The sequence below is a fragment of the Colwellia asteriadis genome (assembly GCF_039523295.1).
GTDB lineage: Bacteria > Pseudomonadota > Gammaproteobacteria > Enterobacterales > Alteromonadaceae > Colwellia > Colwellia asteriadis.
Genome location: NZ_BAAAFA010000013.1, coordinates 28,668 through 53,709, shown reverse-complemented (window position 1 = coordinate 53,709; position 25,042 = coordinate 28,668). Strand labels below are relative to the sequence as shown.

At 38.3% G+C, this 25,042-nt stretch carries 16 protein-coding genes; 11 read left to right on the top strand and 5 right to left on the bottom strand.

Features of this window, described 5'->3' with window-relative positions:
* Positions 1 to 356: 356 nt before the first annotated feature.
* Positions 357 to 2,159: an autotransporter assembly complex protein TamA gene (locus ABD005_RS16725; protein WP_343818869.1), complete on the top strand. Its 1,803-nt coding sequence runs from the start codon at positions 357 to 359 to the stop codon at positions 2,157 to 2,159.
* Entirely contained in the window at positions 2,156 to 6,049 is a 3,894-nt protein-coding gene (locus ABD005_RS16720) for a translocation/assembly module TamB domain-containing protein (RefSeq protein WP_343818867.1), read from the top strand. Before ABD005_RS16725 ends, ABD005_RS16720 begins: the two co-directional genes overlap by 4 nt.
* Positions 6,050 to 6,084: 35 nt before the next feature.
* On the opposite strand, the gene ABD005_RS16715 is transcribed toward ABD005_RS16720, so the two are convergent.
* On the bottom strand, positions 6,085 to 6,489 hold the full coding sequence (locus ABD005_RS16715) for an acyl-CoA thioesterase (protein WP_343818866.1): 405 nt from the start codon (positions 6,487 to 6,489) through the stop codon (positions 6,085 to 6,087).
* A 279-nt stretch (positions 6,490 to 6,768) separates the two neighbouring features.
* Between ABD005_RS16715 and ABD005_RS16710 the strand changes: the two genes are divergently transcribed.
* The 3 genes from ABD005_RS16710 (at position 6,769) to ABD005_RS16700 (ending at position 10,731) form a co-directional block, all read left to right on the top strand.
* Positions 6,769 to 8,235: a methyl-accepting chemotaxis protein gene (locus ABD005_RS16710; protein WP_343818865.1), complete on the top strand. Its 1,467-nt coding sequence runs from the start codon at positions 6,769 to 6,771 to the stop codon at positions 8,233 to 8,235.
* A 5-nt stretch (positions 8,236 to 8,240) separates the two neighbouring features.
* Positions 8,241 to 8,771, top strand: a complete 531-nt coding sequence (locus ABD005_RS16705) for a DUF6436 domain-containing protein (RefSeq protein WP_343818864.1) — start codon at positions 8,241 to 8,243, stop codon at positions 8,769 to 8,771.
* Between the two features lie 361 nt (positions 8,772 to 9,132).
* A complete protein-coding gene (locus ABD005_RS16700) occupies positions 9,133 to 10,731 on the top strand; it encodes a hypothetical protein (RefSeq protein ID WP_343818863.1) in 1,599 nt (532 codons plus the stop codon).
* A 73-nt stretch (positions 10,732 to 10,804) separates the two neighbouring features.
* Here the strand turns inward: ABD005_RS16700 and pssA are convergent, their stop codons facing one another.
* Entirely contained in the window at positions 10,805 to 12,124 is a 1,320-nt protein-coding gene (gene pssA, locus ABD005_RS16695; RefSeq protein ID WP_343818862.1) for a CDP-diacylglycerol--serine O-phosphatidyltransferase, read from the bottom strand.
* Between the two features lie 108 nt (positions 12,125 to 12,232).
* A complete protein-coding gene (locus ABD005_RS16690; protein ID WP_343818860.1) occupies positions 12,233 to 14,296 on the bottom strand; it encodes an oxidoreductase in 2,064 nt (687 codons plus the stop codon).
* 120 nt (positions 14,297 to 14,416) lie between these two features.
* Here ABD005_RS16690 and ABD005_RS16685 point away from each other — a divergent pair, with 120 nt between their 5' ends.
* Both ABD005_RS16685 and ABD005_RS16680 read left to right on the top strand, forming a co-directional pair.
* Positions 14,417 to 14,917: a hypothetical protein gene (locus ABD005_RS16685; RefSeq protein ID WP_343818859.1), complete on the top strand. Its 501-nt coding sequence runs from the start codon at positions 14,417 to 14,419 to the stop codon at positions 14,915 to 14,917.
* 71 nt (positions 14,918 to 14,988) lie between these two features.
* A complete protein-coding gene (locus ABD005_RS16680; protein WP_252738993.1) occupies positions 14,989 to 15,246 on the top strand; it encodes a DUF6868 family protein in 258 nt (85 codons plus the stop codon).
* Between the two features lie 145 nt (positions 15,247 to 15,391).
* Here ABD005_RS16680 and ABD005_RS16675 read toward each other — a convergent pair whose 3' ends face one another.
* Positions 15,392 to 16,768 (bottom strand): MFS transporter, encoded by a 1,377-nt coding sequence (locus ABD005_RS16675; RefSeq protein WP_343818858.1) that lies wholly within the window; start codon positions 16,766 to 16,768, stop codon positions 15,392 to 15,394.
* Between the two features lie 240 nt (positions 16,769 to 17,008).
* On the opposite strand from ABD005_RS16675, the gene uvrA reads away from it, so the two are divergent.
* On the top strand, positions 17,009 to 19,870 hold the full coding sequence (gene uvrA / locus ABD005_RS16670; RefSeq protein ID WP_343818857.1) for an excinuclease ABC subunit UvrA: 2,862 nt from the start codon (positions 17,009 to 17,011) through the stop codon (positions 19,868 to 19,870).
* A gap of 4 nt (positions 19,871 to 19,874) precedes the next feature.
* The gene (locus ABD005_RS16665; protein ID WP_343818855.1) at positions 19,875 to 20,435 is read left to right on the top strand and encodes a GNAT family N-acetyltransferase; all 561 of its coding nucleotides are present in this window, start codon (positions 19,875 to 19,877) and stop codon (positions 20,433 to 20,435) included.
* 115 nt (positions 20,436 to 20,550) lie between these two features.
* Here ABD005_RS16665 and ABD005_RS16660 read toward each other — a convergent pair whose 3' ends face one another.
* Positions 20,551 to 22,614, bottom strand: a complete 2,064-nt coding sequence (locus ABD005_RS16660; protein ID WP_343818853.1) for a TonB-dependent receptor — start codon at positions 22,612 to 22,614, stop codon at positions 20,551 to 20,553.
* Between the two features lie 490 nt (positions 22,615 to 23,104).
* On the opposite strand from ABD005_RS16660, the gene ABD005_RS16655 reads away from it, so the two are divergent.
* Both ABD005_RS16655 and ABD005_RS16650 read left to right on the top strand, forming a co-directional pair.
* Entirely contained in the window at positions 23,105 to 23,404 is a 300-nt protein-coding gene (locus tag ABD005_RS16655) for a hypothetical protein (protein WP_343818852.1), read from the top strand.
* Entirely contained in the window at positions 23,401 to 24,975 is a 1,575-nt protein-coding gene (locus ABD005_RS16650) for a PepSY-associated TM helix domain-containing protein (RefSeq protein WP_343818851.1), read from the top strand. Before ABD005_RS16655 ends, ABD005_RS16650 begins: the two co-directional genes overlap by 4 nt.
* Positions 24,976 to 25,042 lie beyond the last annotated feature (67 nt).

Genomic DNA, 25,042 nt, shown 5'->3' with positions numbered 1-25,042 from the left:
AGCGATATGCAAGTGATCAATTAGGCGCTGTTGCTCTTTCGAGATTGTTTTTGCAACGAATTGTTAGGCATTTATACAAGGCAGAGCCTTTGTAATGTAGCGTTACCTAAAAAGGCGATAACACTACTCGGCGCGCTTAAAGCCCTTTTAGCTTGAACAAAAGTTAACCGTGAAAGATCAACAGCTCCTAAGATCTATTTACTAAATTATTAGCGTGTTAGCATAAAGATCACTACTTTATTGTGCTTTTATAGCGTAAACTTTCACTTGTTAATAGTTAAACAGTACATTGATAATTTTTTGAGCACAAAGTACATCAATAACAGCACACTTCATGGTTTCAGGTTTAATATATTGTGACATATTGTAAATTAATACTGACCTGCCTCTTAGGTTTACTACTTTTTAACAATGTTTACGCTAATAACCTTACCGTTACCCTAAATGGTGAAATGCCTAAAGCGGTTCGTAAAAATATTTACTCTCATTTAGGCCAATTACCTAATACAGAACTAGAGCGCTCTGCTTTTATATACTCTGCAAAAAATAGTACTCGTGATGCTTTAAACGCTTTAGGTTATTATCGTGCAGACATTTCCAGCCAAATAACCTACCTCAATAAACAGGACAAGTCTGCGCCGCAAAAGTTAGCGCTGACCATCAACATAGGCAAAGCAACAATTGTCGATAAAGTACATATTATTATTAATGGCGAAGCCTTTAACGACTCAGCTTTTCAAGCACTGCTCACTCAAAGGTCGATTAAACAAGGTGACACCTTAAATCATAGTGTTTATAGCACACTAAAATCAGACATATTATCGCTGGCCTTACGTCGTGGTTATTTCGACGGTAAATTTATTGAACATAAGATAACAATTAAAGATGATCATCAATATGCTGATATTACTTTGCTGTATGAAAGTGGCCCTAGGTATAAGTTTGGTCATGTAAACTTCAACGATTTTGACTTAGAGCCTGCACTGCTAAAAAGCTTAGTGCCATTTAAACCCGAGCAATATTACAGTGCTAAGGCATTTCACCAATTACAACAGCAATTACAAGCAAGTCAGTATTTTGGTAACATTCTAGCGCTGCCAGGTGAAAAAATTATAGTGCCCGAAAAACATCAGTTTTTGGTACCTATTAACGTGACTGTAACGCCAGCTAAAAGCCACTTATTTGACTTTGGTTTAGGGTACGCCACCGACACATTATTTAGAGTATCAGCAGGTTGGCGCACCCCTAAACTTAATAAATATGGCCATTTTCAAGAAACCCGATTTAAATACTCGTCAGTCAACGCCACCGGTAAATTCATTTATAGCATTCCTATAAGCCACCCGACAAATGACTTATTGCAATTTAAAGTAATGGTTGAAGACGATGAATATGCCGATTTAGATACTAAGTTTCACTCTATTCAAATAGGACGACTGAGCAACAAAAACAACTGGCAACGTGAGCTTTATACACGTTTACATGAAGAAGCATGGCAATACAACTTAGATGAAAACACACCTAATTTACGCTGGAGTGAAGTCGATAAAGTCAGCTATGTGATTCCAGGCATTACTTGGTCAAGCACCACCCGTGCAGGCTCACCGCTGGATCCAAGTGAAGGATTTAGGCAAACCTACAATATTGAAGGAGCGCATTTAAATGCAGGCTCAGACAATAGCTTCTTTCGGGTGCATGGTAAATGGAATTACATAACCACTTTAGCGCCTAAACATAGGCTTGTTACTCGTGCAGAGCTTGGTGCTGTATTTATTGACCGAGATGCACAACTAGCACCATCATTACGTTTTTATGCTGGTGGTGATCAAAGTATTCGTGGTTTTGCTTATCAATCAATTGCTTCAACTATACCTGCATCTTCTGACCCTAATGATAATGAAGAAATAGTGGTTGGTAGCACGCGTTTATTTGTCGCCAGTATTGAATATCAATATTACCTCACTGAAAAGTGGCGTGTAGCCATGTTTTCAGATGGTGGTAGTGCTAATAATAAAGGAGAATTTGAGCCCGTTTACTCTATTGGCTCAGGTTTACACTATATGTCGCCTGTTGGCCCTATTAAAATTGATGTTGCGTACGGCATTGACGGTGAAGATAAAAATTGGCGATTACATTTTAGTTTAGGTGCAGAGCTATGACCAAGAGACAACTAAGCTTTAGCATTGCTAAATATGCAACCTTATTACTGTGCTTATTTACCATTCTCGTTACTACACCGTGGGGCACGCAGTTAACGCTAAGCTTATTAAATAATATTGATGGCTTTGAGGCAGACTATAAAGCAGGGTCACTCGTTAGAGATATTGAGTTAAATTCAATACACCTTAATTTTAGCAACCTTAGTATTGAAGCAACAAATGCTGTCGCCATTATTGATTTTTCCTGTATTTGGCAGAAAAAATTCTGTATAGATTCGCTAAATATTAGTGACTTTACATTAACTCATTGGTCAGGCAGCACAACAGACACTAATACCGCTAGCGATAATGTATTAATCACTATGCCGTTTGCTATTGACGCTCCCCAATTAACTATAGCTAATAGCCAAATAACACTGAACAATACACTCATTACAGTCTCACAATTTACCAGTAGCGTAGCGATTAATAACAGCGACTTTGTTATAAACACTCCAAATGCTAAGCAGGTTATCGTCACGCTATTGCAAGAAAATATAGATTTAGCGAATAAAAGCGCTATGAATACGGCTCCTAATTCGCTAACAAAAGGCGATGCTTTATCAGCTATTCATAGCAGTATTAGTGACTTACCTGAAGTGCATTTACCCATAGCATTAACGATAAAAGAATTAGCGCTGGTTGAGCTACAAGTAATAAAAAACACAGCTAAAGCGACTAAAACAAAAAGTGAGACACAACAATCGCTACTGTGGCACTCGTATGATCATACCTTAAGCGCGAGCTGGGCTCAGCACAACGTAGCTGTTGATGCCTTTAGCTTTACAACCCAAGATTATGCTATCAACTCTGCAGTGGCATCATTAACCTTAACAATGCCCTATGAAGTAAATGCTGAATTAACTACACAAATACATCAACTTGAGTTTTGGCCCGAAATAGCAAATTCAGCGCAAACACTTAACATACAAGGTAGCTTAGATAATTTAGCATTAACATTACAAAGCCAAGGCAGTTTAATACTCAACAGCCAAGCACAGCTTAATTTAATACAAGCAGAGCTGCCTTTTACCGTGCAACTCAATGCTGAAAAGCTGCCTTTGCCATTATCTATTACTCAGTCGACACAACCGTCAATAGTAACGCTTAAAGCCTCAGGAGATATAAAGCAACAAGCGCTAACGCTTAATAGTAATATTAATAGCTACGGCTATAACAATGCTGATTTTGCAATAGCCGCAAAACATCAACAAGGCTTAGTCACAATAGAGGAGCTAACTTTTGATGACCAACAATCTAGCAGCCAACTTAACCTACAAGGTAGTGTTGATACGCGTACTAACATAGGTAATATTGTTCAATGGCAACTCAATGCTAGCTCTACAGGCTTTACGCTACCTGAATTAGACTTAGCCACCTTAGCGCCCGCGGAATTATTATCATCCTTGCCATTTCAACAATTAACGGGACGAGTAAATGGCCAAATTGATAGCAGTGGCTTAATTAATAATAACCATTGGTATGTATCAATTAACAATACTGAGCTGACCGGTAACATCAACAACAGCCCTCTACTTATTGAGGGTGATATTACTTTGAATAATGAAGGCCATGTATCTTCTGGCGCATTAAAAAGTAGTCATTTACACCTACTTTTTAATGACAGTGAATTAACGCTACAAGCCCAAAAAAGCGATAATTGGCAGCTTATCGGTCAATTAACCATTAACAATTTAAACCAATGGCATCATCAAATCCATGGGGCACTACAATCGAAATTTACCGTGCAGGGTGAGCAGAGTAATCCAACGATTAACCTTAACAGTGAACTAGCTCACTTTACCTTTCAGCAGCTCCAAAGTGATAAAATTACGATAAAAGGTGACTACCGCCCTCTTAACTCTCATGAAATACAGCTAAATATCAGTAGCGATAGACTATCGCTTCAGCAAAAAAATCAGGACCCAGAGCCTACAGCACTTGCTTTAGAACAATTTTCCTTCAGCTTAGCTGGTGATATTAATCAACATAAGGTTGATACTTCATGGCAAGGTGATTTAGGCGGAGCAATTACTTTTGAAGGCCAATGGCAGCAAAACCTAAAGCAATGGCAAAGTGAAATAGCGCAAGTGTCTTTTAGTCATCAAGGATTCGTTTGGCAAAATAACCACAGTTTTTCACTCGATATTGACGTCGAAAAACAATTGTTCTCACTAGAGAAGCACTGCATTTTAGGTGAAGGACTTAAACTGTGTTTACCACAAAATGCTACCTTAGGTAATACTGGTGATGTTACCTTAAACATCGACATTGATTTAGGCATTATCGACCAATTATTTTTACCTAAAGAAGTACAACTAAAAAGCACGGTAAACGGCATACTCAATGCTACCTGGTCTGCAACTCAAAATTTAAACGCCAGTGGCAACTTTGAATTATCACGCGGTAACATTAAAGTTATTGATGAATATACCGACCAGCAAGTAAGCCAATGGCACCAAGGTAAGTTGGCATTTACCATCAACGAAAAACAACTCAATAGTCAGTTTGTATTAAGCAATAAAAATGCCCTAGCACTTCTTAATATGAATACAAAAATGCAGTTTAATGATGACTTCCCTATTAGCGGGAAAATGGCGTTAAATAACTTTAATTTACAGCCTTTTCAATCTTTCAGTGGCGCTATTGTTAGCTTACAAGGTGAATTGTCTGCAGAGTTAGCCATTCATGGTTCACTTCAATCTCCTTTAGTTAGCGGTGATTTACAACTAAACCAAGGTGATTTACTGTTACGCGAAAACCCAAACAAACTGCAAAATATCAACGCTGCAATGCAAGTAAAAAACAACATTGCGCAACTAGATGCCAGTTTTGATATTGACAATAACAAAGCCAACATTAACGGTGAACTTGCCTGGCAACAAGGTTTAAGCTTAGATTTAGACCTAAAATCTACGCAACTTCCCTTAATTTTTCCACCGCAACTAACCATGAAAGTCGCACCAACTCTTAACTTTAATTTGCATGATAAAGTGCTACTTGTAAGCGGAAAACTCGACGTACTCTCAGGTAATTACAATATTGAAAAGCTTCCCGAGGGTAGCGTCACGTTAAGTGATGATGTCGTTATTGTTGACCAACAAGGCCAAGAACTAACTCAGAAAGCAGCAAGCTTAGATATACAAACAGATATTCAAGTCAATATTGACAAAGCTTTTACAATATCAGGACAAGGCTTAAAAAGTCAGCTATTTGGACAATTACACATTAGCCAAAGAGAGCAAAACCCCCTACAGCTTTTTGGCAGAATACACTCTGACCAAGGAACTTTCCAAGCTTATGGGCAACGACTCGCCATTAGCCAAGGCGAGCTAACCTTTAATGGCCCCGTTGAAAATCCTTACGTAAACCTGCGTGCAAGCCGTTATATTAAAAATGAAGATGTTGAAGTAGGCATAACCGTAACTGGCTTAGCTGACACTTTAGAAATGCAATTATTTTCAACACCAAGCATGCAAACATCTGAAATGCTCTCTTACTTGGTACGAGGGCGTAGTTTAGACTCAGGCGGTAATAGCAGTAATAGTGAAGCAGCCACTAATATGCTAATTGGTTTAGGGGTCAGTAGCAGTGAAAGCTTATTTAAAGTAATAGAAGAAATACCACTTATTAGTGATGTTTCTGTTGATACTGAAAGTGATGGCGATACCACACAAGCAACTATTAGCGGTTATATTGGTAACCGCATTTACTTAAAGTATGGTCGCGGCATTGATAAACCTATTAACGAGCTCACAGTGCGAATGTATTTACTTAATCGCCTGTGGTTAGAGGTCGTCAGTGGGTTAGAACACTCAACTGACATTTATTACTCATTTGATATTGAGTAACTCGTTAAGTGTACTTAAAACAACTTTGACTCAGGTTAAGTTAGCTCGGCATTAAAGCGATGTTTAGCCATTGCTTGCAGCACTTGCTCTGGTATTTTTTGAGATTTTTTCTGCTCATAATCAAAGTAGACCATAGTTGCCGTACCTGAAGCGCATTTTTTATTCTGCTGCCAAGCTTCTTGGTAAATATCGAATGAACTATTACCTGTTCGACCTACATAGGTTTTTATAACAACACTTTCCCCATATTGCAGCTCTGCATGAAAATCAACCACAGTGCGCGCTAAAATCAAGGTCCACTTTTTTACCGACAAATCAGGAATAAACCATTGAAAAACTGGGTCTCTTGCACCTTCGAACCATTGCGCAACGACCGTATTATTAATATGCCCTAATGCATCTGTTTCACAAAATCGCGGTTTTATTTTTTCTTCTATCATTATTAAGACTCCAGATAATAACCAACAATCATAGTCAGTTAATCATCAAAGCATATCAAGTAATTTTTCTTCCCTCACCTTTATAAAGAGAAGATAATCCCCTTAAGCATTAACCTTATAACTCGTTAATAATACCGCCAATCACAACATGTCATTTAAGAGAGTGAGTATAGATATGCTATGATAACTTAAAGCATCATCAATTTTTAAAGCGTTCAAATAACAGGTTAACGCCGTTATTTGAGTACATTAACAATTACAAAAGCAAGGCAGAAGTCTGTGAGTAATACTAATAAACTATTTACCGCACTATTCCCTATTTTATTTTTAGAATCCATTTTTATGGCGTTCGTAAATAATACATTTCTTGAAGCAATAATCATTGGTCTACCTGCAGCCTTAATGCCGTTATGGTTAATAAAAACAGCACCTACGGCAGTATTAACTAAGCATACTGCGGCTATTTCAGCCATGATTTTTTCAGCGCTACATATTCATCAGATGAATGGATTAATTGAAGTCCATTTTGAAATATTCATTTTAATGGCTTTACTCATTATTTTCCGTGATTGGCGGGTATTTATTTCTGCCATAGTGGTTATAGCCGTCCATCATTTATCTTTTTACTTCATGCAAACCAATAACATGGCGGTATACGTTTTTGATCAAGATAGGCTGAAATTCTCGACCGTTATTATCCATGCGGTTTATGCTCTTGTTGAAGCAGTTATAGCGGGTTTTATTGCAAGATCTTTATATAACGATGGCTTTGTCGGTAAAGAATTAGCTGAAGTTACTGAAAAATTAACAGCTGATGAGCACTCTATTGATTTATCAATTAGATCAAACAATGGTAAAAATAAAAAACTAGCTGGTTTTAATAACTTATTAGGGAGAATGGAGAAAGTAATTACGGGCGTTAAAAGCCAAACCAGTGAGCTAGTAGATAACTCCAATAATTTACTAAAAACTCAAATAGAGCTTACTGATTCAGCCTCGGCACGACAAAAAGAAACCGATATGATAGCTACCGCCATTGAAGAAATGGCAATCACTGTAACTTCAATCGCCGATGAAACCGCAGAATTAAGCGAAAAAATGGGTCAAGCGAATGAGTTAACTCAAGAAACCAACAATGATATAACTAATATTAACAAGTATAATCAAGAGCTTGCTGTAACACTTAATGACACTAATACTGATATCGAAGCCTTAGCTAACTCAAGTAAAATGATCACCCAAGTACTGAGTGAAATAACCAGTATTGCTGATCAAACTAATTTACTAGCATTAAATGCGGCGATTGAAGCCGCTAGAGCGGGTGAGCAAGGACGAGGATTTGCTGTGGTTGCGGATGAAGTCAGAGCCTTAGCGAACCGCACTAAAGAAAGTACAAATAAAATAGCAGATACCTTAGTTAAACTTAATAGTGATTCAAAATCATCTACCGATTCAATGAAAGCGTGTATCGAAGCGGTTAATTCAATTATTGAAGTCTCTGAAGTTGCCAATCAAAAAATCCTCAATGCCGCAGACCTAGTGACTAACTCAAGCAGTATTGCCCGCTTGGTTGCGACTGCCATTGAGGAACAATCCTCAACAACCAAGGGTATTGCTCAAAGCACCGAAAAAATAAAATTGTTGGTATTAGATGACTTGAATAGAATTGCACAGCTAGAGCAAGAGTCTGAAAATATTAATAAATCTACTCAACTATTGAGCGATAGCGTCAAGCGTTTCTTGTAATTACTATGATCGATAAAAACAACGGTGTCAGACGGTATCAATATATCGTCTTTATCCTATGGCTAATTTTTACAGTAATAGCGGCTAAATATTTTATTTTTGGTCGCTTAGTTGCCTTTGACCCCTCTAATAAATTAGACCAAGACTCAATAGCAATCGTTAATAATATAAAAACTGACTTATCACTACAAAATGCTCGATTAAATAATACTATCATTCATTTCACCAGCCAAGGTTGCTCTTGTGCCTCCTATAGCGCTCCACATAAAGAGAGTATTAACAGACAAGCGCGACAAAGTGATTTCACGATAAAAGAAATCGAATTATCAGTAAAAAATCGTAATATCATTCCATCAACGCCTGCCATTTTAATTTTAGGTAATAAAGGTGAATTAGTTTATTTAGGGCCTTACGGCGAAGGAATTGAGTGTTCAATTGAAAGCTCAATTGTCGATATAATCCTTAAAAATTATATTAAAGGTTTTAATGCTAATTTAATTATTAATAAAGCTAAAGGCTGCTACTGTCACTTATGAATATATCCACAACACCAATCAAAAATATCTGCTAAAAAGTAGAAATACTGAAAGAAATAATTAACTAAATTTATTAGTTAGCACTATAGTTAAATAAGTAAGATGAAAATTGCATTGCTTATTTATTAACAGTTCTGTTTTCAGAACAAGGAAGGCTATACTGTTGTTATTAAAAATAAAACCAAATAAACGACTTCTTCTTCACTTCTTTGTGGGTAGTAAAATTGCTCAAGCTAAACACCATTATAAATACCTAAAATATGCCTTGTGTTTAAGCTTAATCGTTTGCGCTCAACTTTCCCTTCAAAGAGTACAAGCTTCACCAGAACCAACAGAGGTAAATGATAGTAGCAGCGCTGTTATGAGCACAAAAGAAGACAGCCTTTTACCAACAAATACCACATTACATGCTAATTCTTCGTTGTGTAATCAACAGCAACCTGAAGTGGTTTTTCAACCACAAACTATTTTTGATGAAAGTGAAGATGGCATCATTTTTTTGCACCGCTGGGCTAACGCAATTCATATTGATACCAAAGTTATGACCTTAGAAAATGAAGCCGCATTCTTTTTAGAAAAGTGCCATAAAACTAGCGCTGATTTAGCTGAATTAGAACGTCATTTACGTAGTCGAAAGTATTTACGTGCGGCAAAGGTGGTTAATGATGAAGCTCAAGACAAAGTTATTGTAACCACATGGGACAATTGGTCGTTACTACCAACCCTAAGCTTTGGTCGTAAAGGTGGTGAAAACACCTATAGTTTTGGTATTAAAGAACGTAATTTGCTCGGTTTAGGTATTGATGCCGAAATAGAGTCATATCAAAATTCACAGCGTTCAGGTTATAAATTAGTCAGTACTATTCCGCTATTTCAAAAACAAAACACAGAGGTAAGCCTTCGCTTTGCGGATAATGATGACGGTACCCAGCGGGCATTATTTTTACAAAAACACTTTGCCGGCTTTCACGTAAAGAATGCTTACATCGTTGGTTTTGACAGTGAAAAACGGAACGATACCATTTTTCAAAACAGCAAAGATCAAAGTGTTTACACACACGAAATAGAATATAAACAAGCCAGTTATGCTTGGTTGGTTGATAACTCAAAAGCAAGTGTCCTTCGCTATAGTGTTGGTGTCACCCAAGATGAACATATTTTCTCAGCACTTTCGCCTGAAGATGCTAATAAGTTAGATACTCCACCACTAACTACAGTACTCCCTAAAGACAGAGAGTTTATTTACCCTTGGCTTGCGGTTGAATATATTGAAAAAGACTTTAAAGAATTAACAAATGTGCACTTAATATCGCAAATAGAAGACTTCAATCACGGCTGGCAAATTGAGAGTAGCTTAGGGCTTGGTAATGGTAACCAAGACAATGCAGCATGGGCATTATGGCGAATGAACATCAAAAAAGGCTACAACCTCCATGAAGATGGCTTATTGTTATTAGACTTGGTAATGCTAGGTGACATTTATGACGATAAAAACAATCGCTTACTCGCGCAAATAAACGCAGAGTACTTTTATCCACTCAGTAAAAGCTGGGGCCTATATTTAAACAATGTAAATACGTTCAGTACGAATCAATACCTTGATCGCCCTGTCACTATGGGTGGTAATACGGGATTACGTGGCTTTCCACTACAATACCAACATGGCGATAACAGTGTAATTTTAACTTCAGAAATACGTTATTACCCGAATATAAATTTATTTAAGTTATTCGACATAGCAGGCGTAGCTTTTATTGATGGCGGTAGAGCGTTTGGTGACTCTATAGTTGAGAATGCTGAAAAAGGCTGGTTAAGCTCTGTAGGGGTTGGTATACGAGCATATTCACCACATTCAGGCGGTAGTAATAACGTTATTCATATCGACTTTGCTTTTCCACAAAGCAATAACGAGGATATTGATAACTTTGAAATAAGAGTACAAGCCAAGAAATCTTTTTGATGAAATATTAAGGAGTATCAATACGTCAGTATTGGTACTCCTAATTTATAACCTGAACTCAGGTTATAGTTTTTTATAAAAAGCGCTTCAAAATCCGATCTATTTGCGTAAGACGGATTTTTTTCAATAACTTTTGTGGTTTTTCAGGGTAGTCGGCAACAGACTCTATTTCTTCGAATGAATTAATACGTTGAGTATGCACAAGGATGCCAGCAAGCTCATCATTGGTTTTTTGTAATAGAAACTGCTGCTTATCATCAATTAACAAACCGTTTTCTAAATCTAAACCCCAAGCTCTTGGGTTTAAATTACTACCGGTAATTAAATGAAAGCGCTCATCAACACGCAAACCTTTCAAGTGAAAACTATTATCGTCATGTTTCCACAAGTGAATATTTAATAAACCTTTATCAATGAAGTTTTGGTAACGCTTAACAAAACGCTTTAATAACATTTCATAAAGGTAAGGAATAATGCCAATCGTACTGAATTCATTATCGTTAGCGATAAAAAAATCATTCGCGGTTTTGTCACCAACAACTACCGTTAATTTCACCCCACGTTTCAATGATTTAATCACATCACGCGCTAATGAATAAGGTAAGTTAAAATACGGCGTAAACAGCACTACTTCGCGTCGTGCTCGTTGCACCATAGTGCGTGTTGCCATATTTAGTTTATTACCACGGCGACCAAAACCTACAAGAGGTTCAATAGTTAACTTGTCATTAATAACCGCAGAATGATCAAAGTTTTCTACCTGATACGTCGATTTTTTCAGCTTAACTTTAAGCTCGTTAATAATGTGTTTTTGCTCGATTAAGTCGGGGAGTTCTTGCTGATTAAGTAAAGGAGCTAATTGCGAATCAATAAATTGTTCACTGAGGTACTGGCAAAAGCTGTTAGCTAAAGTTGCGCTATTCACTTGGCAATAACGATCTAATCGATATCGCTCATGTTGATGCAGGTATACATCGTTAATACTGGCGCCGGTATAAAAAAGTTGATCGTCAAAAACCATGCCTTTTAAGTGTAATACACCAAAAACTTCTTTTCGCTTAACGGCAACCCCGTAAACATTAACTTGCTTAGGGTATTGCTGAGCAAGTTTTAAGTATAAGGCGCGATTACCTAAACTGGCTTTTTCACCAATTAAACCACGCTGTCCGCGGTTGTAATCGACAAAAATATTAATCACCAATTCTGGATAATTATTTTTCGCTTGATATAGGGCCTGCATTACTTCTCGCCCAGCAGCATCATCTTGCAAATATAATGCGGTGATGAAAATACGCTTACGCGACTGTGCTATCAGCGATAACAACTGCTGCTTGTATTGTTTGGGTGTCGAAAAAAATTCAATTTCACCGCTATTTACCACGATTTCTTTCACTATAACACTATCTAAATATCTTATTTATATTCAGTATATCAATAATAAACTGGCAAAATATAGACTTTTATAGTGACTTTCACCCTCCATGTTCAATTTAGGTGGAGCTTAGATGATTGCTGCCAATTCAGCAGCTTGACGAATTGCTCGTTTTGCATCCAACTCAGCAGCAACATTAGCACCACCAATTAAATGAACTGTGGCACCATGTGCCACTAAACCTTGCTCTAAGTCGCGGTTAGGCTCCTGCCCGGCACAAATAATGATTTGATCAGCTTCAATCAGTTGCTCTACACCATCAACTTCTATTAGCAAACCTTTTTCAACAACGGCTTTATAGTTAACGCCCGCTAGCATTTTCACTTTATTTTTAGTTAAGTGTGCACGATGAACCCAACCTGACGTTTTACCTAAGCCTTTACCAACTTTTGTTGTTTTGCGCTGTAATAGCGTAATTTCACGTATCTTTTTATTACCTTCACCATGACTTACCGTTTTTGCTAACAAGGCTCCGCCGTTATGATAGTTTTTATCAACGCCCCATTCATTAAGCCAGCTATCAAGATTTTCTGTAGTAGACTCAGCTTTATCGTCGCCAATTAAGAAACTCGCCACATCAAAACCAATACCGCCAGCCCCAATAATGGCCACCTTATTGCCTACAGTGGCTTTATCACGAATAACATCGAGATAACTAAGCACTTGCTTGCGTGCTAATCCTGCTTCAATTCCATCAATGGTTAACTGCCTTGGTTTGATACCTGTAGCAAGAATTACTTCGTCAAAGCCAGCGGCCTTTAAGCTATCAACACTTTGTTTAACACCTAAGTGTAATGGTATCGCCAGCAATTCAAATTGCTTGTTGAAGTAACGTAATGTTTCATAAAACTCTTCTTTACCAGGGATTTGCTTAGCAATATTAAATTGCCCACCAATTTCAGATAGTTTATCGAATACTTCAACTTGATGACCGCGCTGGGTTGCGTAAACACTAAAAGCAAGTCCTGCAGGCCCAGCACCAATAACTGCCAGCTTTTTACTTTTACTAACTTTATTAAGCACTAGCTCGGTTTCATAACACGCCATTGGGTTCACTAAACAAGAAGCGCGTTTTTGTTGGAAAACGTGATCTAAACACGCCTGGTTGCAGCCAATACAGGTATTAATCTCGTTTGATTTATTTTGTGCGGCTTTATTAACAAAGTCAGCATCGGCAAGAAAAGGGCGTGCCATCGATACCATATCAGCTTGTCCAGATGACAATATTTTCTCAGCAACTTCTGGCGTGTTAATGCGGTTCGTCGTAATCAGCGGAATTGTCACTTCTTTTTTCATTTTTTCAGTAACCCAGCTAAAAGCTGCACGAGGCACAGAGGTTACTATGGTTGGCACCCTAGATTCATGCCAGCCGATACCAGTATTTATAATGGTTGCACCAGCTTTCTCAACCGCTTTCGCCATCATCACCACTTCATCCCAACTATTGCCACCTTCAACTAAATCGAGCATTGAAAGTCGGAAAATAATGATAAATTTTTCTCCAACCTTGCTGCGTACCGCTGTAATAGTTTCAATGGCCAAGCGCATACGGTTTTCAATAGAGCCGCCCCACTCGTCTTCGCGTTTATTCGTTCGGGTACAAGCAAATTGATTGATTAAATACCCTTCAGAGCCCATTATTTCAACACCATCATAACCTGCTTTAGCTGCTAACTTGGCCGCGTAAGCATAATCTTTAATAGTGCCGTTGATTTGTCTTACCGACATTGCTTTAGGTGTAAATGGCGTAATAGGGGATTTAACTTTACTTGGAGCAACACTAAAAGGGTGATAAGCATATCGCCCTGTATGAAGCAGTTGTAAACAGATCTTTGTTGGGTACTCATGCACCGCAGCGGTTACTTGCTGATGCTTTTTAACTTGCCAAAAGTGACTTAATTCACTGCCAAATGGAGCAATTCTTCCACGCATATTTGGGCTAACGCCACCAGTAACAATAAGCCCGACCCCTCCTTTAGCTCGAGCTTGATAAAAAGCCGCCAGTTTAGCAAAGCCACCGCGCTCTTCTTCAAGTCCAGTGTGCATTGAGCCCATTAACACTCGGTTGCTTAGTTGCGTAAAGCCTAAGTCTAGTGGTGTTAGTAAATGCGGAAAAGGTGAAGCTGTATTCATGGGAACCACCAATTGGTCATACCAGTGAGTTGATAATTAGTAATCTACTGGGATTTAAATAAAAATACAAGTTATGATAAAGCGATACTCTCGACAACATCTGAAACCATTGCCATTATTATGCATAAAACATCGTCATTTAATAAACAACAATTAATAGCCGTTATTATAGCTGACTTACAAAAAGAGTTATTACAAGCGCAACAAGCTGCCAATGAAGCCCATGCTGCAGCGGTCGACGATGAGAGTGTCGCTGAAACTCAATATGACACACTAGCCATTGAAGCAAGTTATTTAGCAGAGGGGCAGTCTCGTCGAGTACAGGAGTACCGTAACGCAATTGATGAATTAAATGCGTTAAGCTGTAAAGAGTACTCTGCTGACGATGCCATTTCACTCTCAGCTTTAGTGCAACTCGCCCAAGATAGTGAAAGTAATAGTTGGTTTTTTATTGCTCCGGCGGCGGGAGGGTTTCGTTGTACCATTGCTAATAGGAACATTACCGTGATCACAGCAAAATCACCGATGGGCATGGCACTATTAGGTAAGTATCAAGATGATGATATTGCGATTATGCTTGGCAACAACTCATTAAATGATTACATCAAACAAGTGTGCTAGTTTACTCATTAGCGTTAGCTAGAAAAGCGCCATAATTAAATGCTAACAATTAATTAATTGAGGAATAATTTATGCCTGCAATAGAATTATCAAGCGAGTTGACCACCTTTTTGGGTTGGTGTTCAGTAATTAATATCGGTATTTTATTATTTACCACGTTAGCCATGACTTTATTTAAGTCATGTATCAGTGAAATTCACTCTCAATTAACAGGCGTTGAAAAAGTGAAGCTACTGCCGCTATATTTTCATTATATGGGGCAGTATAAAATATTTATTTTGGTGTTTAATTTAGTGCCTTATTGCGCACTAAAATTAATGACCAGTTAACAATTAGCAAAGGTTTAGTTCTTTAGCATTCAAACTAACAACCGCATTAGTTTAAATGCTAACAACTTTGTCGACTCATTCTCACCAGAGCCTAATAACGAATAACGAATAACGAATAACGAATAACGAATAACGAATAACAAAGTTACGCTGATGGCTCTGCTTTTAATAACGCTTTAATTGCTGCTAAATCAACAAGTTTATCGTCAACCTTCAAATAAGCCATGGCTTCTGTGTGTACTAACGTTGCCTCAATCACACCAGGCATATTAATAAGTTGTTCTGCAATATTTTCAGCTTGCGCTTCACAGGTAATATTAGTAGTGAAGCTATAACTTTTCGATTTTTTCAATGGTTGCATACCAAAACTTAGCAGTAACCAAATAGCACTAATCACTGTCATTACCAAGAAAATACTGTGCTCACCATATTCGTTCGCGATAAAACCACCAGCAATACCACCAACAAATGCCCCTAAAAACTGGCTACTAGAGTAGATTCCCATCACACTACCTTTCACGCCAGCTGGTGCTAGTCGCGATAAAATTGATGGCATAGTGGCTTCTAAATAATTAAATGCCGTAAAAAATAGCACCACTGAAAGCACTAAACTCCAAAAACCACTAGGCATTAACCATAATAAAAAGAGTGCGCCGGTAAACAACGCAATAGCGGCGCTAAACATCGGCTTTTCTTTTTGTTTTTTCATGGCAAAAATCATAAAAGGCACCATTAAGAAAAATGAGCCAAGCAACGTGGGTAAATATAACTGCCAATGATGCTCTAACGCTAAACCGCTAGCGACAAATTGTTTTGGCAAGGTAACAAAGCAAGCCGTTAACGCCATATGTAGAATAAATACCCCCCAGTTTAAACGCGATAACTGGGGGTGGCGAATGAGTTTAGTGATTTGTTCCGGTAAGGCAACACTGTCACCGCGTGGTGCTTTGTTCACCGAGTTGGGCACCATAAACTGAATTAAAAACATGGCTAAAATAGTGAGCGCACCTGTAAACCAAAATAAGCCACTTAAACCAAATGCTTCAGCAACAATGGGCCCTAACACCATTGCAAAGGTAAAAGATAAACCGATAAACATACCAATAGTTGCCATGACCTTCGGGCGCTGCTCTTCGCGACTTAAATCAGCAGCTAAGGCTAAAATAGCGCTGGCAATGGCTCCCATGCCTTGTATTGCTCGACCCACAACAACCCCATAAATAGTGTCCGACATTGCAGCAATAACACTACCTAATAGAAACACTACCAAGCCAGCTAGAATAATAGGTTTACGGCCAAATTTATCCGACAAAATCCCCATAGGTATTTGTAACAGAGCTTGTGTTAAACCATAAGCGCCAATGGCCAAACCAATCCATAGTGGGCTGTAGCCAATTAACTGCTCACCGTAAATGGCAAATACAGGCAAAATCATAAATAAGCCCAACATGCGCACGCCAAAAACGCTGGCTAGCGAGAATGCTGCTTTTTTCTCAATACGGTTTAACCCTGAAACACTCATAACAAAAAACCTAACAATAAGACGAAATAGAGATGATAAAAAACGCGCTATCTTAACATGCAAAGCGTATCAACAAAATCAGAGATTTATTAGGGGCTGTTGAACTTTATAAATTATCTGTACCGCGAATAAAACCTAATCACGAAAGATTAAAAAACCCTAGCCACGTACAGTTTTTATGCGCTATTTTTTGTGACATAATGTGCGGTTCTTATTTTCGTCAAGTGGTTAAAGCAGCGCATGAAAAATATTGAAGTGAGAGGGGCTCGTACCCACAATCTGAAAAACATCAATTTAACAATTCCTCGCGATAAGCTCGTTGTTATTACGGGCTTGTCTGGCTCAGGTAAATCTTCATTAGCTTTCGATACTTTATACGCTGAAGGTCAACGTCGTTATGTCGAGTCGTTATCAGCCTATGCTCGTCAATTTTTATCCTTAATGGAAAAACCTGATGTCGATCACATTGAGGGTTTGTCACCGGCGATTTCTATTGAACAAAAGTCAACCTCGCATAATCCACGCTCAACCGTTGGCACCATCACAGAAATTTACGATTATTTACGCTTACTGTATGCGCGTGTTGGCGAGCCTCGCTGTCCTGTACATAAGCAACCTCTTGCGGCACAAACAGTGTCACAAATGGTAGACAATGTACTGGCTTTAGAGCCAGGTACTAAAGTGATGCTACTCGCACCAGTTTTACAAAACCGTAAAGGTGAACATATAAAGCTACTTGAAAACTTAGCGGCACAAGGCTTTATTCGCGCACGTATTGACGGGGAAGTTTGGGACTTATCAGATCCACCCACATTAGAGCTTCAGAAGAAACATACCATTGAAGTGGTGGTTGACCGTCTAAAAGTACGTGACGATATTCAATTACGTTTATCCGAGTCATTTGAAACCGCTTTAAGTTTAACGGCGGGCACCGCTAAAATCGCGTTTATGGATGAGCCAGATCGCGAAGAGTTATTATTTTCAGCAAACTTTGCTTGTCCACATTGTGGTTACAGCATGCAAGAATTAGAGCCACGTTTATTTTCATTCAATAACCCCGCAGGCGCCTGTCAAACCTGTGACGGCTTAGGTATTGAACAATTTTTTGATAGCTCGCGTGTTATTGCTAACGCAGAATTAAGTTTAGCTGGCGGCGCAGTACGCGGTTGGGATAAGCGTAACTTTTACTATTTTCAAATGCTGCAAGCCATTGCCGATCATTATCAATTTTCTGTCGACCAGCCTTTTAATAAACTTACTGAAGAAGCGCGTAAAGTTGTGCTTTATGGTAGTGGTAAACAAGAAATAGAATTTAAGTACATGAACGACCGTGGCGATGTTGTGGTTCGTAAGCATCCGTTTGAAGGTATTATTAATAATATGCAACGCCGTTATAAAGAAACGGAGTCAAACGCGGTACGTGAAGAGCTCGCTAAATACTTAAACAGCCAACATTGCCCCGACTGTAATGGCAGCCGTTTACGCTTAGAAGCACGCAATGTATTTATTGATGATACGCCACTGCCTATAGTCGCAGAATTTGCCATTAGTGATGCCCTCGCCTTTTTCGAAGGTTTACAACTCACAGGACAAAAAGCGCAAGTTGCTGAAAAAATTCTTAAAGAAATTAATGAACGCTTAGGGTTTTTAGTTAACGTGGGCTTGAATTATCTTAATCTATCTCGTGGTGCTAATACCTTATCTGGCGGCGAAGCACAGCGTATTCGCTTAGCGAGCCAAATAGGGGCGGGTTTAGTTGGCGTTATGTATGTTCTTGATGAACCTTCTATTGGCTTACATCAACGAGATAATGAACGCTTACTAAGTACGCTTATTCATTTACGTGATTTAGGTAATACCGTCATTGTGGTTGAACATGATGAAGATGCGATACGCGCAGCAGATTTTGTTATTGATATTGGCCCAGGTGCTGGCGTTCATGGCGGCGATATTATTGCCCAAGGTACAGTACACGACATATTAAAATGTAAAGACTCACTTACCGGGAAGTATTTATCTGGAGTTGAAGAAATAGCAATTCCAGATAAACGTCACCCGTTTGATGCAAAAAATGTTGTCAAACTAAAAGGCGCCAGCGGTAATAATTTAAAAAATGTTGATTTAGTGATTCCTAACGGGTTAATGACTTGTATCACCGGCGTTTCTGGCTCAGGTAAATCAACCTTAATTAACGATACACTTTATAAACTTGCTCATACCGAGTTAAACGGTGCCACCACACAAGAGCCAGCACCGTATAAATCGATTACGGGTTTAGAGTTGCTCGATAAAGTAATTGATATTGACCAAAGTCCAATAGGCAGAACACCACGCTCCAACCCTGCAACCTACACGGGAATATTTACGGCTATTCGCGATATTTTTGCCGCGACTCAGGAGTCTCGCTCTCGTGGTTATAAATCAGGTCGCTTTAGCTTTAACGTTAAAGGTGGGCGTTGTGAAGCCTGTCAGGGCGATGGCATGATCAAAGTAGAAATGCACTTTTTACCTGACGTGTATGTGCCTTGTGATGTGTGTAAAAGTAAACGCTATAACCGTGAAACTTTAGAAGTACTTTACAAAGGTAAGAATATTCACGAAGTATTAGATATGACCATTGAAGATGCTTTCGAATTTTTCAACGCCATTCCGGCAGTAAAGCGTAAACTTGAAACCCTTATGGATGTAGGGCTAAGTTATATTAAGCTGGGCCAGTCGGCGGTAACCTTATCAGGTGGTGAAGCGCAACGAATTAAACTTGCTAAAGAGCTCTCTAAACGCGATACGGGAAAAACCTTATACATTTTGGATGAGCCAACTACAGGGCTACATTTTCATGACATTAAGCAATTAATGCAGGTAATTCATCGTTTACGTGATCATGGTAATACTGTGGTAGTTATTGAACATAACTTAGATGTTATTAAAACAGCTGATTGGATTGTTGACTTAGGCCCAGAAGGCGGCTCAGGTGGCGGTGAAATTTTAGTAACCGGTACGCCAGAGCAAGTCGCTAAATGCAAAGCTTCTCATACCGCACGCTTTTTAAAGCCGTTGCTAGACGCCAATACTAAAAAGCACAAAGCCGCTAAAAAAGGATAACAATATGGATGTACCTAATACTCAGCGCTTAGCTTTTCGGTTAATGAACCCTGATAGTGCTACTGACGCCAAACTATTATGGCAGTTAGATCAAGACCCTGAGGTAATGCGCTTTATTAATGGTGGCACTATGACATCCATGGAAGATATTCACGCAATATTTATTCCTCGTATGGCAAAGTATACCAATAGTGATAAAGGCTGGGGCTTATGGCATGTATCCACCTTAGACTCAAATGAGTTTATCGGTTGGGTACTGGTGAGACCCATGGATTTTTTTAACGATGAGCCTAAATTTAACGACCTTGAATTAGGTTGGCGCTTTTTCCAAAAAAGCTGGGGTAACGGTTATGCCAGTGAAGCTGCGGAGGCAGTAAAATTAGCGTTAATTGACAATATTTCTGAGCAAAACCCTGTTGAATATTTATCAGCTCTAGCGCTTAAAGAAAACTATGGCTCTGTTGCGGTTATGAAAAAAATAGGTATGGAGTTTATTAAAGATTTTTTTCATAAAGATCCTTTAGGTGATATGGATGCAGTTCTTTATCGCTTGAAAACTACTTAACTGTATATCATAACTCTTAAAACGAGAAAGGCATTATCGCTTAACGACAATGCCTTTTAACTTTTCAGCCTAAACTAAAGTTATTTTATGGTTCAGAAAAACGTTAGCTTGAATATTACATACTATAAGTAACCGAAATGCCAATGTTTCGAGGGTCAACTATAGCTGCATAGCCTTGCTCATACCCACGGCTTGGCGGATCTTGTACAGTGAGAGCTTGTTCGTCAAACATATTATTAACAAACGCAGACACTCGCCAGTTTTCTACAACATAATCAATATTAAAACGTGTTAAAAAGTAATCGCCAGCAACACGCTCAGAAGTATTATTAAAATCACCATAGTATTTATCAACATAGTTTCCTGCTAACGCCATTGTTAATTCATCAGATAACCAGTATTTAATGCCTATATTGCCAGTGAATTTAGGCGCAGAATTCAGCTCATTACCAATAACATCACCAAACGCTGGATCTGCTTCAGTAATTTCCGTTGAAAGTAAACCAAAACCAGCCCTTAATTCAAAGTCCTCAGAAAGCATAGCTGATGCTTCAAGCTCAAAACCAAGTGATTGAGCTTCATCAATATTGGTGATTCTTCTCAGAGAATTAGCGGCTTGATAGCCATCGAAATCATTATAAAAAAGGTTAGCGCTTAGATTAATGTTATTAAAGCTACTTCTACTTGATAACTCATAAGTATTAACTAATTCTTCGTCATAATAATAATATTCACTTTCAACTAACGCTAAAGCACCACCACCTGCGTTATAACCTTGGCGAGCGCTGGCAGATAAAGTAGTATCATCAGTAATCTTATACTGTAAGACAAGTTTAGGTAAAAATATTTCATTATCTTTATCTAAGTTCTCATGAATGTCTTGACCGCTAAACTGCATGTTAAAATTGCGTTGTTGCTCTTCGCTTTCAAGGCGACCACCTGCAATTAATGTGAAGCTATTATTAATAGCAAAACTCACTTCACCATATAATGCTAAAGAACTGCTGCTGTCATCACCATCGTAACCATACGCACCAACACTACTAAACTTTTGCTCACGCTTAAAGTACGCTAAACCAATAAAACCAGTGACACTAGATGAATCTAAGCCAAAATTAAACTTACCATCAAGGGTATAGTTTTTGTCATTCATTGCGGTGAAATATTCAGCGGCAGGATCTGGCTCATATGATTGGAAGCTCCAATCATAATCCATATAAGAAAGTAATAAATCGAATGATTTGTCAGTACTTAACTGGTAGTCAAAATTTAACGACGTAGTACTCGCCTGAGTATCCATGTAACGCTCAAAGATAGGTTTATAATCCCAAGGTTTATCAGCAACATAATAATTTCGCCCGGTATTACCTTGTTCATGATTATAATTATGGCTGAGCATAACCTGTAAATTATCATCACCTTGCGGCTGCCATAATAACTTAGTGCGTAAACGGTTTGACTTTACTTCATTTTGATCAAATTTAGGCGGGTTGTTTTCAAACTCATTGGCATTCTTATAGGTTTCACCATCAATATTTTCACCACTGAGGCGAAAAGCGAGTGTTTTATCAATGAGGGGACCTGATACCATAAAAGCGCTATCAATATATTGTTCTTGGTCGCGATAACCTAAACGAGCAGCAGCATCCCAATCAAATGTTGGATCTTTCGTTTTTATAAATACTGAGCCTGCAATACTGTTTCTACCGTTACTGGTTGATTGTGGACCTCGAAAAACTTCTATTTGCTCAATATCCCATAATCCGGTATCACCGGTTAAGTCAGCAACAAAGGGCTCTGCAACGCCATCAACTAAGGTTGCAACCCGCGTTTTAGCGCCTCCAGTAAAAGAGTTAAACCCTGACGCTGCGCCATTTCCTGAAACACCACGAATATCGGGGGCTGAACCAGTAAGTACAACCACATTAGGGATTTCAGATACAGCACTCGAAACAGATAAATACTGCCCGGTAGCAAGTTGCTCAGCAGCAATTACCGATACAGATGACGCGGTGTCTTTTAAACTACGTTCAGTTTTTTCACCATGAACGGTAATAACTTCAATGGATTGTAACTGCTCGCGATCTTCATCAATTTCTTCAGAAAATCCATAGGATGACATAAAAGAGCTTAATAATATCAAAGCAATATTGCTTTTTTTAAATGGTATTTTTCTCATAAAAACCTTCATTATCAATGTATTTAAGATAAACAAATAGAAATAGAACAAATAATGGCCGTTAATTTACTAGAGTTAATGCTCGATTACAATTAATTACGAATGATTTCGATTTATGTTTATGCTTTGTTGATTTAGATTAATAATATCGCAAACAATATTGAAAATGATTATCAGTTAAAATAATATAACACCGTTTAAAAATACTTACGCAAGGACAGTTCGCCATGATTTGGCAATTAACAGCACTCTCGCTCACGGCTTTCGGAGCAATACTCTTCTATCTTAGTAACAAAAATCAAAGGTTTTTTTCTCAACCTATTAATAGGTTTTGGCGGTATTTAGCTTTTTCATGTTGGGCTTTAGCATTATTAGCTTGGTTACAATATTTGGTTATCAGCGCCGCTATTTTAATTTGGTTAATAAGTATTATGGCGATTCAAATTATTGTGCCACTGCTCTCGCTCACTAAACCTACTAAGGTATAAACATGAACAGATTAAGAGCGGATGAGAAAATTCAGCCTCATTGGTGGTTAAAGACCTTTGCTGGGTTGCTTTTTGGCTTAACGCTAGCTTATGCGCTAGTTGGTATGTTTGCCTGGTACGGGTTAGGCGGTATAGATGCCCCAGTAAAAGTGCAGTTTAATATGTGGATGTTAAGCCCTATTTGGCTAACGGTGCTAACACTAACTTACCTTTTCAAAACAGGGTTAAAGGCTTTTATTTACTTAGGGTTAGCAAATATAGTTGCCTACAGTGTATTTTTCATTTTAGGGTGGTTATTATGAAAATTCGTAGCGACATTCTACGTACTTATCAATCTTTACATACCTGGACTGGGATTATTGCAGGTTTAGTATTATTTATTGGTTTTTACGCAGGCTCCCTTACCATGTTTAAGACTGAGTTAACGCAGTGGGCAACACCTGATAATTATAAGTTAGCGCAAATACCTACGGACAAGTTTGATGCTTTAGTTTTAAAAGCTTCTGAAGATTTTGGAAAAGCCCAACAAAACTTTACTTTAAATTTTTCAGCTGAAAAGTCACCTATGACTTGGTATGAAAATGGTGGTGAGCGGGGGCTACAATTAAACGATACTTTACGCCATGTTACTTTGTCAGAAAACGATGAGTTAATCAGTCAGGTAAGCCCAGTCAATGAGTTAGGCGAACTCATTGATATGCTCCATAGAACCGCAGGCATTGCAGGAAAAGTCGGGCATGAAGATTTAGGGGTATTAGTTTTAGGTGTAGCATCTGTACTATATTTCATTGCATTAGTCTCAGGTGTAATATTTTTACTACCTACCCTAACGAAAAGCTTTTTCGCTTTACGAAAAACTAAAAATGCTAGTCGATTTTGGCTTGATAGCCATAATCTTGTTGGCGTTATAAGCCTTCCCTTCCATTTAATTATTGCTTGGACTGTTGTGGTATTTGCTTTTCACGATATGTTTTACGGCGGCTTAAGTATTATTTATGGTGATAAACCATTATTTGAACGCGGAAAAGAAGCAGCGATAGAATATAATATTAAAGCGCTCCCTTCTGTCACAGCCTACCAAAATAAAATCGAAGAAATAAGTGATGGTTACCATGTTACCAGCTTATCTTTTAGCAATTTACATTCGAAAAGCCCATCAGTTGCGGTATATATTGTTAACCAAAGTGAATTAATGCGCTCAAATATGGGGGATGTAATTTATATGAATCCCTATACCCTTGAAGTGCAATACTCAAGTATACAATTGTCAGATGATGATATTTACACACCTGCTGTAATAAGCTTTTTTGCTTTACACTTTGGTAGTTACGGCGGTGACTGGGGTCGATGGCTCTACTTTATACTCGGCTTGCTTGGTGCTTTTCTTTTCTATAGTGGTAATTTACTTTGGTTAGAAAAACGTAGACAGAAAAGAACTGAACAGACAAAATCGGTACACCTAATGGCTTCTCTAACAATAGGAATATGCCTAGGATCATTACTCGCCGTTGCCACAACCTTATTGCTAAGTCGATGGTTTTACCTTATTTCACCTATGGTAAACCCATATTATATGGGTTGTTATTATACTGTTTTCTTTGGTGCGCTATGCTACAGCTTTTATCGAGGTGCCGCGTTAAGCGCGATTCATTTACTCTATACGCTCGCATTGATTTGTTTGTTAATCCCTGTAACAACATTACTCACGACTTTATGGTCAAGTATAGCGCTATGGGAATTTAGTAACATGACCAGTATCTTAATTAATATTACCGCTAGCATTTTCGCCCTATTATTTTATATAGCGGCAAGAAAAGCTGCAATAAGGGCTTACCATGGTGAACGAGAAAGCATTTGGGCACTAACCGCTTAACGTAACTCGCTGCTCAAATATTCGCCTAAGGTCTAATAGCTATTTTTGTCGACAGTTTTAAAGTAAC